This window comes from Ahrensia marina (assembly GCF_042140245.1).
GTDB lineage: Bacteria > Pseudomonadota > Alphaproteobacteria > Rhizobiales > MH13 > MH13.
The window spans coordinates 1,813,337-1,828,371 of sequence record NZ_CP159483.1 but is presented as its reverse complement, the minus strand read 5'-3'; the positions used below and the strand labels follow the sequence as shown (position 1 = coordinate 1,828,371).

Genomic DNA, 15,035 nt, shown 5'->3' with positions numbered 1-15,035 from the left:
ATCACCGGCAGAAAAACCGCCAGTGTCGGAAGTGTTGGACCGGTCAAGATGATCGATTGCGCTCACCCTCAGACCTCGTCGTAGACAACTTCAAGAGAGGGCTTTTCGACGTAGTTCACGCCGCACATATCGGCGTAGGTCGCCGGTTCCAGCTCGTAGCCGTTCTCGCTCTCTTTGCCTTTGAAGAGATCAAGCAATTGCTCATGGCTAAGCGGTGTTGGGTGCTGCGGTGGCGCCTCGGCGACATTCAAGCCCAGCTCTTCGAACAGAGGCCCCCATTCACCGCCTGGCTTGCCGATAATGTCGTAATTGGCGCTCTTGCGGCGAATGTCCTCATCCGCTGGGATCGACGCCAAAACCGGAATTTGCACCGACTCTGCAAAGGCAGCAGCCTCGCCGGTCCCGTCATCCTTATTGATGACCATACCAGCGACACCGACATTACCGCCAAGCTTGCGGAAGTACTCCACCGCCGAGCACACATTGTTGGCCACATAGAGCGATTGAAGGTCGTTCGAGCCGACAACGATCACCTTCTGACACATGTCGCGGGCAATCGGCAGGCCGAATCCACCGCACACAACGTCGCCCAAAAAGTCGAGCAGAACGTAGTCAAAGTCCCAGTCGTGGAAACCCAATTTCTCAAGGGTTTCAAAACCATGGATGATACCGCGTCCGCCGCATCCACGGCCGACCTCAGGGCCGCCAAGCTCCATGGCGTAAACGCCGTCGCGTTTAAAGCAGACATCGCCCACCTCAACCTCTTCACCGGCCGCCTTCTTCTTTGAGGAGGTCTCGATGATAGTTGGGGTGGAATGGCCACCGAACAGAAGGGAGGTGGTGTCGGATTTTGGATCACAGCCAATCAGCAGCGTTTTTTTGCCCTGCTGCGCCATCATGTAGGAAAGGTTGGCCAGCGTGAACGACTTGCCGATTCCGCCTTTGCCGTAGATCGCAATGATCTGCGTTTCCTTCGTCACCGGCCCGGTGTGCACATCGTCCGGCTCCTGTGCCGCCTCAGCGCGCACCGAAGCTTGCGTGTCGATCAGCGTGTGCTGTGTTGGGGCTTCAGCAGCCTCAGCACTCGAAATCTGGCTGGCATCTTCAAGCATGGACGTCATGCGGCATTCCTCCAGTCGAGCACCATTTTCAGGCAGTCAGGATCGCCAAACGCCGTGCGGTAGGCACGGTCGGCGGCGTCTGCCGGTTCGTTGTGCGTGATCAAGCCATCCAGCGAGAGCTTGCCCGCATCAATCAGGCCAAGAACCGCTTCCAGATCGCCAGGCTGCCATTCAGCGGCCACGCGCAGACGCGCTTCGCGCATAAAGGCTGGCGGGAAAGCAAACTGCAGCGATTTGTCGTAAAAGCCCGCGAGCACAATCTGCCCACCGCGCGCCAATCGACCAATCAAACTGTCGAGCAACGAGCCGTCGCCGCTCACATCGTAGATGGCTTTGTAATCGCGCCTCTCATCCGTATCGGGATGAACAACCGTGTACCCCTGAGCACCTTCGGCACGCTTGGCATTGGTTTCCCAAACGGTGGGTGCTTCATCGGCAAGGCTGGTAGCAATCCGCGCGAGCAGACGACCGAGCACACCATGACCAATGATGAGGTCAGGCAAAATCGCATCATGCTGCGCCAGTGCGTGGTAAGCCGTTGCAGCAAGCGCCAGCAGCACACCGTTACGGCCAAGATCATCATGGATAGCAGGGGCGCGGTCAGACGCGATAACCACCCGCGCTGCAGAACCGCCAAACAGACCACGGACATCGCCAAAGCAGCGCGCGCCGGGCACAAAAACCGTCTGCCCAATACGCTCGGATACGTCCGAACCGGCGTCCACAACCCGGCCCACCGATTCGTATCCCGGCACCAGCGGATAACCCATACCAGGGAAATCCGGCATGCGCCCACTCCAGAGCAATCGCTCGGTCCCGGCGCTGATTCCGCTCCACGCCACATCGACCACAAGGTCTCCCGCACCAGGCGCTGTGAGTTCGAGCTCACGAACACTCAGTGTTTCTGGGGCCTGAAGAACAACGGCCTTTGTAGAGAGGGAGAGGGTCACGGCTTTGTGTTTTCGATTTATGCGTCACTTCTACTTTATGACACTCTAAATTGACACATAAATCTGTCAAGTCTAATTGACACTCCACTGACTGGTTTTTGCTTTACACTGCGAGGGCAATCAACACGCGCGTCAGCAACGGGCTGGACGTTCGCGGACTATGAATGCGCCCAAAACCGGTTTGCTGCAGGAAATCACGCAACTCTTGTTCGGTGCGCGGACGACCGCTGCGCATGGCGAGCAGATAGAAACCGAAATACGCGTCCCCAGCTTTTTGCGCTCCCGAGGTACCCGCCATAGGTTCCGCAACCAGCAGAGTCTGGCCGACATCAAGCGCAGCCCGCACCTGATGAAGGAGTTGCAACGCTTTATCATCGTCATGATCGTGAAGAATGCGCACCAACGAGATGACGTCCGCACTCTGAGGTAGGGTATCGGAAAAGAAGTCCCCACCCGCTGTCTCAAAACGTCCAGCCAGTCCCGCAGACCCAAGCCGATGACGCGCACGATCAGCAACGGCGGGAAGATCAAACACGGTGGCATGCAGCCCTGGCGTGCGCTCCAGGGCGGCTTGTGCAAACCGCCCCTCACCACCCCCGACATCCATCAACCGTTGGTGGCGAGCGAGCGGATAGGCATCAAGAACCTCATCGCTGATAAAACCCTGCGATGCCGCCATCAGCGCGCTGTAATCACCAACCGCATCTGCTTCTAATCCATTCGGCGCGCCACTTTGGGCATACGCCCAATAGCGCGACAAAGCCGTTGGGCTTTTCTGATCCTTCAGCAGCGCTAGAGGATCGCGCAGATCTTCATAGAGAAGCTGATGATGCTCGATCATCGCGATCACACCAGGGTTGGCAAGCAGCGCGGCCCCAAGCTCATCCAGTCCATACCGGCCACCCGAACGCGGAGAGATGAGCTCAAGCGCTTGCGCTCCACGTACCAGGCGCAGCGTGGCATCCTCATCAAGGCCTATCGCTCGCGAGAGATCGGCCAGCGTGGCCGGTCCATCAGCCATCTGATCCAACAACTTCACACGCACACATGTGGTGACAATCTGGGTGTAAACGAACCCAGCCACCAGATCGAAAAGCTGACGCGTTTTCTGTCGGGAAAGCGGCCGTGTCAGGGGGAAGCGCGTTGCCCAGCGAATGAAGGCGGGCTTCTGCAAAAGCCGCGCACGCCAATCACGGAAACGGTCGCCAAAAGTGTCGCGAGCCGTGTCTGTCACATGGATAGGCCTTTACTGGAAGGTAGACTTACGCGGCAACCAAAGACAGGTTTTTTGGCTTCAACCGCTTGGCTTCGCTCATAATCAGAGCTTCCAGAGATGCACGCCCCTTGCAATCGGGTATCGAGGCAATCGCACCCGCCACATAGCCTTCCAAACGGCCCACAGTCTCCTTGACCCCACATTCGCTCACCAAGCTGGGTCGATCATGGGCATTGTCTTGCCCGGCGGGCTTGCCCATTTCCTGTGATGAACACAGCGCATCGCGAAGATCATCTGCCGCTTGATAGGCCGCTCCCAGACTGTCACCCAAGGCACGCCAAGGAGCCGGATCAGCTCCAGCGGCAATGGCCCCTGCCATCGCTGAACCAACAAACAATGCGCCCGTTTTGGCTCGGTGATACGCTTCGACCGGGACGGATGTTTCGCTTTCCCAACCCTGGCCAGCAACGATGCCGCTCGGCATACCAACAGCACCGGCAACTGTCGTGATCAATGGAGCCAGACGTTCAGGTGCATGGCCAGAAGCGCGCGCCAAGACTTCAAAAGCGAGCACGATCATGCCATCGCCTGCAAGCAGAGCCAGAGGCTCACCGTAGGCAGCGTGAACCGATGGTCGTCCCCGGCGAACATCTGCATTGTCGAAGCAGGGCATGTCATCATGAACAAGAGACGCGCAATGCAGAAGCTCCACTGAGGCGGCCGCCGCATTGGTCAGTTCAGGGCGATCATCACCGCAAGCAGCCGCAACTGCCAAGCAGAGACGTGGCCGCACACGCGCACCGCCAGGAAAGAGGGCATACCGAATGGCTTCAGCCAGTTGAGGAGGTGCATCTGAACCGCTGGCGCCATCAACGGCGGCTCGAAGAGCATGGTCGATACGAGACGTGATATCCATGGAGACCATCCTTTGCAGCGGCAGCTCAGATTGACTGCGTTATTGTCAACTTACAACGACTTAGTTTAGTGTCAAGAATAATTGACACTTGATGCACAAGGCTTCGTTTGTGACCTCCCACCATGCTGTGATCGTAGGCGCTGGAGTTGGCGGCTTGTCCGCCGCGTTGGCGCTTGCTGGACAAGGCCTCCAGGTAACAGTTCTGGAAGCGCAGAGCGAAGTCGGCGGCAAGATGCGCGCCGTCCCGGTTGGCGGCGCGGTGATTGACGGTGGCCCCACCGTCTTCACCATGAAATGGGTGTTTGACGAGCTGTTTGATGAGGCGGGGCTTGCCTTTGATGACGCTGTGACCCTGTCCAAAGCCGATATTCTGGCCCGCCACGCATGGGATGACACAGGCACGTTGGACCTGTTTGCTGACCTTGGGCAAAGCGCGGACGCCATCGGCACGTTTTGTGGTGCCAAGGAGGCAGAAAACTTTCGTCAGTTTGCACGCGAAGCGGCCAGCATGTTCACAACGCTGGAAACGCCGTTTCTACGATCGTCCAAACCCAGCATGCTCGGTATGAGCGCACGTCTCGGGCCAAAAGGGTTGGCCGTGAAGCCGTTTTCAACACTCTGGTCCGCGCTTGAGAAGCGCTTTGGCGACCCGCGCCTCATCCAGCTCTTTGGTCGCTACTCCACCTACACTGGCGCCTCGCCCTTTCTGGCCCCAGCAACCCTGATGCTAATCGCCCATGTTGAGATGGATGGCGTATGGATCGTGAAAGGCGGTATGCGCGAGCTGGCGCAAGTGATGCGTCGCGCCTGCGAAGCTAGGGGCGTGACCATCCAAACGGGCGCCAAAGTCCAGCAGATAGAGCTTGAGCAAGGCCAAGCCCGCACCGTGGTAACGGAAACCGGCGAACGTCATAACGCAGATGTGGTGATTGTGAACGCTGATGCCTCCGCCGTTGGCACTGGATTGTTTGGAAAAAGTGTCCAGACAGCCGTAGACCCAGTGCCACTCGCCAAGCGTTCCTTGTCGGCCATCGGGTGGGCCTTGAAAGCCAAAACAGATGGCTTTCCACTCGTCCATCACTCAGTCTTTTTTGGGCAAGACTACCCAGAAGAGTTCGACGCCGTTTTCAAACGATCACGCTATCCTGCTGATCCAACCGTTTACATCTGCGCGCAGGACCGTGCTGACAGAGGCAAACTGGCAGACCCTGCTGCGTCTGAACGGATGCTAATGGTGATCAACGCCCCACCCACTGGCGACCAGAGTCCCAGCCAATCGGAGATGGAAGAATGCATGGAACGCAGTCTGGCACGCCTGAAGGCCTGCGGCCTTTCCGTGGAAGTGGACCCGAGCATGAGCGTTCCAACGGGGCCGGAGGGTTTCAATCGCCTGTTCCCAGCGACGGGGGGCGCGCTTTACGGGCGGGCCAACCACTCCCCGTTCGCGAGCTTTCAGCGACCCGACAACAGAACCAAGATTCCGGGGCTCTATCTGGCGGGTGGCAGCGTTCATCCGGGCCCGGGGGTTCCAATGGCAGCCCTTTCGGGCCGCCTGGCGGCAGCGCGGATCGTTGCCGACCTCGCTTCGACACGCCCGTCGCGCAAGACGGTTATCGTTGGTGGTATGTCGACGGCCTAAGCGATGATGGCCGCTATGGCCTTTCGGTCATCGCCTTTATCGGCTCGGTCTTCTCGCCCTACTATGCCTGGTCTGGTCGCAAAGACCCGTATGACCACATCTCGATCAATGTCGCACTCTACGGACCCAAAGCACGCTGGGCGATGACCGAACGCGGCAAAGATGCTTTGGATGATGGGCCTGATCACTTCACCGTTGGTCCGAGCGCCCTCCACTGGGAAGGCGACACGCTGGTGATCGATGTCAACGAGATCACCGTTCCCTTGCCTTCGCGCCTCAGGGGCCAAATCCGATTCACGCCGGACGTTGGACAAACCACCCAGTTCGCGCTGGACACCACCGAGCGGCATCATTGGTGGCCCTACGCTCCCTTCGGTCGAATCTCCGCTCACTTCGAGAAGCCGAACCTCTCATGGGAGGGCCACGGCTATGCCGACACCAACACCGGCACAGCGGCTCTGGAAGCCGACTTCTCAGGTTGGACCTGGTCGCGCGCTACCGTCGACGATGGCGCAGTGATGTTTTACGAGCCGCAAGAGCGTGCCGGCGCCCACAAAACCATTGTGTTCCACGTTGGTTCGGATGGGACGCTCACCCATCGCCAAGCGCCTCAGCGTGTTGATCTGAAAAAAGGGTTTTGGGGCGTTGCCCGTGACACGCGATCGGAAGACCCAACACAAACGCGAATTACCCAAACCTTTGTGGATGCGCCTTTTTACACGCGTGACGCGCTCCAAATGGTGCTCGATGGCAGGCCCTGCCCAGCAGTCCATGAGAGCCTCAACCTTGATCGGTTTGCAAGCCCAATTGTGAAGCTGATGCTACCCTTTAAGATGCCACGACGAGCACATTGGCCGCGCTAGCTGACCTGCCTGGGATTGAGCCGCAAAATGGTAAGATTGAGAAAGGCCGCAAAACTCACCCAGGCGAGATAAGGCACCATCAGCCACCCAGCGAGCGTGCTGACTGGCCAGAACAGCGCGATGGTTGCAGCGATGGAAAGCCACAAGAGAACCACATCCACCAATGCGTAATCCATGCGCTTCATGCCGAAGAACAAGGCTGACCACAGCGCGTTGAATACCAGTTGCACAAACCAGAGCCCAATTGGCAGCGCCGCTGCGGGCCAACCAGCCCTTTCCCAGACAAGCCAAGCGGCAACGGCCATCATCGCGTAAAGAAGCGTCCAAGCGATTGGAAACAGAAAATCCGGCGGATTCCAGCTGGGTTTCTTGAGGTCGCGATACCATTCACCTGGCCGAAAATAGCCGCCCGACGTCGCAGCAGCAAACGTCACGACGAAGAAGAAAATCAACGACCAGGAAATCGACAAATCCACACTCATCCTTTTGCGAAGAACGCGTCATACACGTTTTTCCAGGCGAAAGACCAATGTCTCACGAGAAAAAGGCAGCGTGACAAGCAGCTAAGATGAGCGGCGTGGCGCCAATTGGTCTTGTTTGCGGCGCTCCAAACGCTCAAGAATTTCCACAATGCGGATCATTGGGCGGGTGTCTTGATAGTCCCCGACGCCGCCGCGTTCAGGATCAAAGGGCGGGACGGCATCAACCAAGAAGGCAGTTTCTGAAAGCGCTGGAGCAGGCTCGCTGTGCGGCGTCCACATCGCTGCATTGCAAGCTGTACCAAGCAGCACCAACTTGCGATGCTTGGAAACAACGGCGCGCTGATCGACAGAATTGTAGCTATTGGCCGCCACTTTACGTCCAATCTCACGATAGATCAGCCGCGCTGCATGAATGGCCGGGCGGCAGTCAGCCGGCAGGGCAGCGATGCCGCCGATCGCGCGATCGTAAAGCATATCAGCCGTTTCAAGCAGACGCTCCACACAGGCCGCAATGCGCGCATCAAAAACGGGCTTGGCCAAAAACGCATCAACGTCAACGCCAGCCTCGCTCAGCCAGTCACGCGGCAGATAAGTCCGACCGTTGCGCGCGTCTTCACCGACATCGCGTGCAATGTTGGTGAGCTGCATGGCGACACCGAGATCGCAGGCCCGCGCCAACGTGTCAGGTTCGCGACGACCCATAAGCACCGTCATCATAGCACCGACAGCAGCAGCGACACGCGCGCTGTAGGCATAGGTGTCAGACAAGGTCTGAGGCGCCCAACCGGCACTGTCCCACTCCAAGCCTTCCAATAGGGCCTCAGGCAGTGCGCGCGGCATCTGATAGCGCTGGACCATCTCCGCAAAGGCTCGGTCTGCCGGAATGTTTTTCGGTTTCTCAGCATAAGCGAGATCCAACCGCTCACGCAGCCGATCAACCGCATCTCTAGGCGCATCCACTGCGTCCACCGCATCATCAGACAGACGGCAAAACGCATAGAGCGCATAGGCAGGCGTGCGGATGCGCTGGGGCAAAAGAAGAGACGCGGCGTAAAACGACTTTGATCCTTGACGGATCAAAGCCCTGCACGCAGTCTCATTCCAACCGCTTTGAAGGCTGGTTTTAAAAGCAGGTGTTGGCAGTGTCTTTCACCTTCTTGCGGTCCACGCATTGAGCATAGCCATGAGTGCAAAGGTCGGGCAACAGTCAGTTCTGTATATCGGCCTTGGCCGGCGTCTGAAGCACCCCAAGGGTTTGCGCAAAAGACACGATGCGTTCCACTGCACGCTCTGGTGCTTCTTCGTGAGCCAGATGACCCAGGCCAGGCCAGAGCTCAAGCTTCGCGTGTTCGCAATGATCAGCCACGTCCTTGGAAACTTTGGGCGGCACCGCACGATCTTTGTCGCCAGCAATTAGGAGCAAAGGCACGTTGAGACTTGGCAGCTCTCGCATCAGTTGGGACAGCTCCCAATGCGCCATCATGCCCAAGACACCTGCTATATGGCCCGGTGACTGCATGAGCACTCGATAATAGTTCAAGCCTTCATCGGTAAGGCGCGAACCGGTACCCTCAATCAAACGCACCACACGGGAGCGGCTGCGCCCACTGAGCGCGAAAAGGCGCGGTGTTAGCGGATTAACGAAGAGAAGCTTGGCAAGTGCGGGAAAAATCGTGCCTGCTGCTCCATCGAACGGCTGAAACGCGCCGTTGAAACTCACCACCCCAGCAGGGGTAATCCTGTGATCAAGGGCCATTCGAGCGAGCGTCGCAGCCCCTGCTGAGTGGCCGACGGCCAAACGCACATCGATCCCAAGGATCTGAATCAACTCACCAAGCAACGCTGAAACACGTTGAAGGGTTGGTCGATAAACAGCTGGAGAGTCGGAGAACGCATGGCCTGGCAGGTCTACGGCTATCACCCGAAAGTGCTTCGCCAAGCCTGGCATCAAGTCTCGCCAAGAATGGGTCGAGGCGCCAGCCCCGTGCAAAAGAAAAAGCACTGGCATCTCGTGATCTTCCGAGCCCATCTCTTGCACATGCCAGCGCACCCCACCGGCGTTCACAAACCGGCTGTGGGTATGGTGTGGCCAAGACCGTCCGATAGCCCGCCAAGACAGAGCAGCCGATGGGCTGGATGTTGTTGGCCCGCTTTTCATTGTTACCCCACCGCCTTGCGTTGCAGGCCGCCATCGACCAGCTCTTTCAAGCCAGCAGCGTTGGGATAGGGCAGCGGCAAGTGGATTGCCCGCATCGCCTGTGCAATCTCAAGAGCTTTGGACATAGAATCTTTGCGACTGCCCCGCTGCGGACTGGTGTCGATGAAAAGACTAGCAATGCCGTGGGCCGCGATGCGCTCGGCTGCGGTCAACGCGTCCGCGCGTGCCCCTGCCCGTCCGCTGGTGGGGTCATAGCCAATGTTGGCTTGCGCATCGCTCATCACCACCAATCGAGGGCTTCGCCCGAGGCGCTTGCATTCCAGCGCCACGTCCAAACCAGCATCCAAACCAGCAGCAAGCGGTGTTCCTCCACCACCTGGCACGCCCGCCAAACAGCGCTTGGCCCGCACCAAGGAGCGCGTTGGTGGCAAAACCATCTCAGCGCTCTCGCCGCGAAAAATGATCAACGCCACATAGTCGCGGCGGGCGTAACTTTCGGCCAGCAGAAGCTCCACCGCGCCCTTCACTTCCGCCAAGCGATGCAAAGCCGCCGACCCAGAGGCATCAACAACAAAGATCGTGACGCTTTCCTCGTTCTGCTTGAATCGGCGCACACGGATGTCGTCATTGGTGATGGAAAGTCTGGAAGCCTTATCATGAGACTGTCGACGAATAGGCTGCCAAGGCGCAGCAGCCCTTAGCGTGTCCACCACATGCAGCTTTGCGCGCCCATCCAGCCGACCACGACGTGACCCAATAGGCCGGCCCCGTATCAATGCTTGTTGCTGCGCACCTTGGCCACCAGTACTCTGGGCACTGGACGTGGCCATAGCCGCCCCCAGCCTTAACTGCTCAAGAAGCTGAGCCGGTATGGCTGCTTCAACAGCCTCCAGAACACGATCCTCCAAAGGACCATCCGGAGCAGGTTGCGGGTCATCTTGCTCGTCCTGCTGCGACATGTCTTGAGCTTCCGACTCCGGTGGCGGGGCCTCATCCGGCGTCATCTCATCGGGCGGCTGTTTGTCCTCAGGCTGATCGTGCATCGGTAACCGTGTGGCACGTGGCGCAATAACCAGCCGAGCTGCCAGCTCAACATCCTGGTCCTCAACGAACGCGCGTCCATCAAGAGCCGCCAAACCGCGTGCTGTGCGGATGGCGAAGAGGATCGCGCGGACCGACGACACGCCGAAGGCCGTTGCAAGCGCCGTGATGGTCTCCGTCAACCGATCATCGGTTGACGCGGCATCGAACACGCCTTTCGCCTTGGCCACATCCTGCTGTGCCAAAGGCGCATCAGCCAAATCGCGAATGGAAAGGTGCGTGAGGTCAACGCGAAACGCCATGCGATCGGCCAAAGCGTGTGACAGGCTTTCCTCGCCCAACCCCTCATCCAACGCCACCACACCCAGCTTGGCAGGCAGCGACGCGGCAATGCCATCGCGCTGCAGCGACACTTCAGCCATATCGAGCACACCGGTGAGACGTGACGCCGTGAGTGCTTCCATGCGCTCCGCCATGGGCACAAGAATGATCCCGCCATCGGCTTCAGAAAGCAGGCCACGCTGGGTTACAGGCTTTCCAGCTTTCAGTGTGGCTGCCATATCCAAACCACCAAGCAGCCGTTCATCAGCAATATGACTGGGCATTTTGCGCACCGGCATGGTGTCCGCAACCAAGCCATGAAGTATCTTCACCAGCGCATCACGAACCGGCCCGGCATGTGCGCGTATGACGATCCCACCGAAGGCATGAGGATCAAGTGCCACAAGCGCGATGGCCGTTAGTGCATCAGCCCAGATCTGCGCCTTGGCATCAGCGGATAAATCGGTTGACGGATCGACCGGAAGGTCCATCAGACCATCACCCCATGGCCTCTTCTATGGCACGTTCAACGCGAACGGACGCGCGAGAATCGTCCAACGGATTGCGCCGCAAGCGGTGGCCGAGCACCATGGGCGCAACGAAGCGCAGAGCATCGCCTGTCACCTCTGCATCGCCTTCGAGCGCAGCAAATGCGCGGGCGGCGCGCATCAAGGTCAGTTCGCCTCGCAAGCCGTCAGTGCCCAGCGCCATACAAAGCTCTGCCGCCTGACCAAGCACAGCATCGGGCACCTCCAAACCTTCCAACCGTTCTCGGGCGCCAACAATCTCCCGGCGAACCGCGCCATCTTTGCGCTTCCATTTGGCAACAAAGGCTTCTGGGTCACGGTCAAAGGCGTCGCGCCGTCGCACCACTTCGATGCGTTGTTTGACATCCTCGGGTGTGGACACATCCACCGACAGGCCAAAACGATCAAGCAGTTGCGGCCGAAGTTCGCCTTCTTCTGGGTTCCCTGAACCGATCAGAACAAACCGCGCGGGATGGCGGATCGAAAGCCCTTCGCGCTCAACAACATTTTCACCCGAGGCCGCCACATCCAGCAGAAGATCAACCAGATGGTCTTCCAAGAGATTGATCTCATCGATGTAGAGAAACCCTCGATTGGCCTGCGCCAGCAATCCGGGCTGAAAGGCGCGCTCGCCCTGGGTTAGCGCCTTTTCAATATCAAGCGCTCCCACAACGCGGTCTTCGGTGGCGCCCAGCGGCAAGTCGACGACGGGCACCGGCATCTGCCGTGTTTTCACATCCGGGTCATCAGATTTGGCTGGATCAATATTGTAGGCAGAGCCAGCGACAACTTTCATCCTCGGTAGAAGCTGCGCAAGTGCCCGAACGGCGGTGGATTTGCCGGTGCCGCGATCACCAAAAACCAGCACACCGCCAATGGTTGGATCGACGGCGGAGATCAGAAGCGCGCGCTTCATTGCCTCTTGTCCAACGATAGCGGAAAAAGGGAAGTTCACACGCATAGACACAAGAGGCAGCCAATCACAGAATTTAGGAGTTGCAGTCCTAGCAGCGCAAAAGCGTCATGCAAAGTTGACACTTGTCCCTATCATCTTTGGTCAACGTTCGGACGGCCCAAACAAACCAATATCGTGGATCGCAGCTTCGCCCAGAGAGCGCCCGTCAAACATCGCCTGCCGTAACAACGGCCACGTCGCTGGTGTCATAAGAGCGAAGGGAAGAGGGTCCCGCCAAGACCAAGTGACATCACGGCTGGTGAAGAGTGCCTTGGCGATCTGTCGATAGCGCGGCCATGTGCCAATCGCCCCCCAAAGCAGGGTAAGCGTGGGATAGGCCTGCTGCATCCGCGCGTGGCGGTTGAAGCGCGGCACGAAACCTGGCTCCAAGATGGCACACGCAATATCGCCCGTTTCTAAGAAATGAATACCACTGTTGGCGCGGGGGTTGCACTCAAACGCCGTGACATTGGCCCCATTAATCATGAGGTCGAGAGACAGAAACCCTGTATGCCCGCTCGATTGCGCGACCTGGTCAACATAGGTCTCAACATCTGGCGCATTGATGCGCTCAAAAACCGTTGAAACGGTACCGTCGCGAATGACCGGTTGATAGACAATCGTCGCCGACACTTTGCCTGCATGCACGATGGAGAAACTGCTGACCTCGTCGCCTTTCAGTTGTTCTTGAACCAGAGCATTGGGTCTGTCTGGCTGCACCCAGCCCTGCTCACAAAACGTCACGTTCGAGCCAGAAGCTCCCCACCGGTCTTTGACAACTGTCGGGCCAGCCTGGGCGATGGCTTGCGCTTCCGATGTGCCGAGCAAAGCGGTTTTGGGCGCCGGGACTCCAGCCTTTTGCAAACCTTCGGCAAAGTGAAACTTGTCATGCAATGCAAGGACAGCATCCGATCCAGCCGTGAACAGCCTCACATCATCCGGCAGGCGTTCGCCAAGCGCAGCAACATGCATCGTTTCTTCGGAGATCGGCACAACCAACGACACACGCTCACGAGCGATCAGCGCCAGGAGGGCATCCAGATACGCTGACTGATCTGTGTTTGGCGCAGGCACTCGAAAAGACTGGGCCACCGACCGGGACAAGGCACACAGATGCCATCCAAAGGGCTCGGCAACCAACACCCGCCAACCAGCAGCGTGGAAGCTGCGCGCGATATCCAATCCTTTTGGAAGACGCCCCAGCGTTAGCAGCACCGTCTGCGTGACCAAACCTTATCTCCCTGCGGCGGCCCATCACGTTGCCCGCCCTTTGCCAAGCTGGTAGCGTCAAACATGTTTGACACACAAGAGGCGCATCATGCTTGACACCACATCGGATTCTCGTCCCCGGGCGATTGTGGTTGGCTCAGGCTTTGGCGGCTTGGCCGCTGCTGTGCGACTGGGTGCAAAAGGCTATCGCGTTTCGGTGCTGGAAAAACTCGATAAGCCCGGCGGGCGCGCCTACACCTATACGCAGGACGGCTTCACCTTTGATGCCGGACCGACCATCATCACCGCGCCGCAAGTGTTCCATGAACTGTGGGAGCTGTGCGGCAAGCGCTTTGAAGATCATATCGATCTGCGCCCTTCCGACCCGTTTTACGACATCCGCTTCGATGATGGTCGCGTGTTTCGTTACAGCGGCGATGATGAGGCGATGCTTGCCGAGGTCGCACGGTTCAACCCCGATGATGTGGAGGGCTTTGAGCGCTTCAAGAAAGTCAGTGAAGACATCTACAAGGTAGCCTTTGAGCAGCTGGTGGATGTGCCTTTTCACAGCCTCCTCTTCACGCTGAAATGCGCGCCGGACTTGATCCGGCTAGGCGGCTACAACTCGGTCTACAACACCGTCTGCAAATATCTGAAAGACCCCGCGCTTCGGATTGTGTTCTCCTTTCACCCGCTGCTGATCGGCGGCAACCCGCTGACCACCACGGCGTATTACTGCCTGATCGCGCATCTTGAGCGCAAATACGGCGTGCACTACGCCATGGGCGGCACCGGCGCGCTGGTGCAAGGGCTGGTGGACCTGATCGAGGGTCAGGGCGGCGAGGTGATCTGCGATGCGGGTGTGGATGAAATCCGCATCGAAAACGGAACCGCTGTTGGCGTGACGCTGGAAAGCGGCGAGCGGCTGGACAGCGCGGTGGTGGTTTCCAACGCCGATGCCGCCTTCACCTACACGCACCTTCTACGCAAACACAAACGCAGGGTGTGGACCGACGCGAAGGTGAAGCGCCGCGACTTTTCAATGAGCCTGTTCGTCTGGTACTTCGGGACCAACCGCACATTTGACGATTGCCAGCACCACACCATGGTGCTCGGGCCCCGCTATGAAGAGCTGCTGAAGGACATCTTCGCCCGCAAAAAGCTGGCGGACGATTTCTCGCTCTATCTGCACCGACCGACGGCCAACGACCCCTCACTCGCGCCCGAGGGATGTGACTCCTTTTACGTGCTCTCACCGGTCCCGAACCTGAAAAGCGGCACCAATTGGAGCCGGCAGGCTGAGCCCTACCGAAAGGCAATTGAGAAGCGCCTAGAAGAAACGGTGCTACCGGGCCTCTCGCAGAGCATCGTCACCCAACGCATGCTCACGCCCCAGGATTTCCAGGACCGCCTGTCCTCGGTCAACGGGGCGGCGTTTTCCATTGAACCAAAGCTGTTCCAAAGCGCCTGGTTCCGCCCGCACAACAAGTCTCCGGAAGCCAAAAACCTGTTCTTGGTCGGCGCTGGCACCCACCCCGGCGCAGGCGTGCCGGGCGTGCTGCCCTCAGCCAAAGTGATGGAGAAAGTCGCCCCTGATGCAAGTGAATTTGTGAAGGTTTAGCGGAGAGCATTGATCC

Annotated in this window: 13 protein-coding genes; 3 read left to right on the top strand and 10 right to left on the bottom strand. The window is 58.6% G+C overall.

What is annotated here, in order from left to right:
• Positions 1-68: 68 nt before the first annotated feature.
• The 4 genes from ABWH92_RS08980 to ABWH92_RS08965 all read right to left on the bottom strand — a co-directional run bounded on the left by ABWH92_RS08980 (position 69) and on the right by ABWH92_RS08965 (position 4,203).
• On the bottom strand, positions 69-1,121 hold the full coding sequence (locus ABWH92_RS08980) for a chlorophyllide a reductase iron protein subunit X (protein WP_375574069.1): 1,053 nt from the start codon (positions 1,119-1,121) through the stop codon (positions 69-71).
• Positions 1,118-2,071, bottom strand: coding sequence for a chlorophyll synthesis pathway protein BchC (bchC, locus tag ABWH92_RS08975; protein WP_375574068.1), 954 nt, complete (start codon positions 2,069-2,071; stop codon positions 1,118-1,120). Before bchC ends, ABWH92_RS08980 begins: the two co-directional genes overlap by 4 nt.
• A 103-nt stretch (positions 2,072-2,174) precedes the next feature.
• Entirely contained in the window at positions 2,175-3,305 is a 1,131-nt protein-coding gene (locus ABWH92_RS08970) for a methyltransferase (RefSeq protein ID WP_375574067.1), read from the bottom strand.
• Positions 3,306-3,333: 28 nt separating this feature from the next.
• Positions 3,334-4,203: a polyprenyl synthetase family protein gene (locus ABWH92_RS08965; RefSeq protein WP_375574066.1), complete on the bottom strand. Its 870-nt coding sequence runs from the start codon at positions 4,201-4,203 to the stop codon at positions 3,334-3,336.
• Positions 4,204-4,312: 109 nt separating this feature from the next.
• Here ABWH92_RS08965 and crtD point away from each other — a divergent pair, with 109 nt between their 5' ends.
• The gene (crtD, locus tag ABWH92_RS08960) at positions 4,313-5,842 is read left to right on the top strand and encodes a 1-hydroxycarotenoid 3,4-desaturase CrtD (RefSeq protein ID WP_375574065.1); all 1,530 of its coding nucleotides are present in this window, start codon (positions 4,313-4,315) and stop codon (positions 5,840-5,842) included.
• Positions 5,843-5,985: 143 nt separating this feature from the next.
• Positions 5,986-6,705, top strand: a complete 720-nt coding sequence (locus tag ABWH92_RS08955; RefSeq protein WP_375574064.1) for a hypothetical protein — start codon at positions 5,986-5,988, stop codon at positions 6,703-6,705.
• Here the strand turns inward: ABWH92_RS08955 and ABWH92_RS08950 are convergent.
• From ABWH92_RS08950 to ABWH92_RS08925, 6 genes are all read right to left on the bottom strand, one after another.
• The gene (locus ABWH92_RS08950; RefSeq protein ID WP_375574063.1) at positions 6,702-7,187 is read right to left on the bottom strand and encodes a TspO/MBR family protein; all 486 of its coding nucleotides are present in this window, start codon (positions 7,185-7,187) and stop codon (positions 6,702-6,704) included. The two genes, ABWH92_RS08955 and ABWH92_RS08950, sit on opposite strands and share 4 nt — an antisense overlap.
• An 81-nt stretch (positions 7,188-7,268) precedes the next feature.
• The gene (locus ABWH92_RS08945; protein WP_375574062.1) at positions 7,269-8,267 is read right to left on the bottom strand and encodes a phytoene/squalene synthase family protein; all 999 of its coding nucleotides are present in this window, start codon (positions 8,265-8,267) and stop codon (positions 7,269-7,271) included.
• Between the two features lie 127 nt (positions 8,268-8,394).
• Positions 8,395-9,345: an alpha/beta fold hydrolase BchO gene (bchO, locus tag ABWH92_RS08940; protein WP_375574061.1), complete on the bottom strand. Its 951-nt coding sequence runs from the start codon at positions 9,343-9,345 to the stop codon at positions 8,395-8,397.
• A gap of 2 nt (positions 9,346-9,347) precedes the next feature.
• A complete protein-coding gene (locus ABWH92_RS08935) occupies positions 9,348-11,198 on the bottom strand; it encodes a magnesium chelatase subunit D (RefSeq protein ID WP_375574060.1) in 1,851 nt (616 codons plus the stop codon).
• Between the two features lie 7 nt (positions 11,199-11,205).
• The gene (gene bchI, locus ABWH92_RS08930) at positions 11,206-12,195 is read right to left on the bottom strand and encodes a magnesium chelatase ATPase subunit I (protein ID WP_375574219.1); all 990 of its coding nucleotides are present in this window, start codon (positions 12,193-12,195) and stop codon (positions 11,206-11,208) included.
• A 96-nt stretch (positions 12,196-12,291) separates the two neighbouring features.
• Positions 12,292-13,419 carry an ATP-grasp domain-containing protein gene (locus ABWH92_RS08925; protein WP_375574059.1) on the bottom strand — a complete coding sequence of 376 codons (1,128 nt, stop codon included), beginning with the start codon at positions 13,417-13,419 and terminating at the stop codon, positions 12,292-12,294.
• Between the two features lie 88 nt (positions 13,420-13,507).
• Here ABWH92_RS08925 and ABWH92_RS08920 point away from each other — a divergent pair, with 88 nt between their 5' ends.
• Entirely contained in the window at positions 13,508-15,019 is a 1,512-nt protein-coding gene (locus tag ABWH92_RS08920) for a phytoene desaturase (protein ID WP_375574057.1), read from the top strand.
• Positions 15,020-15,035 lie beyond the last annotated feature (16 nt).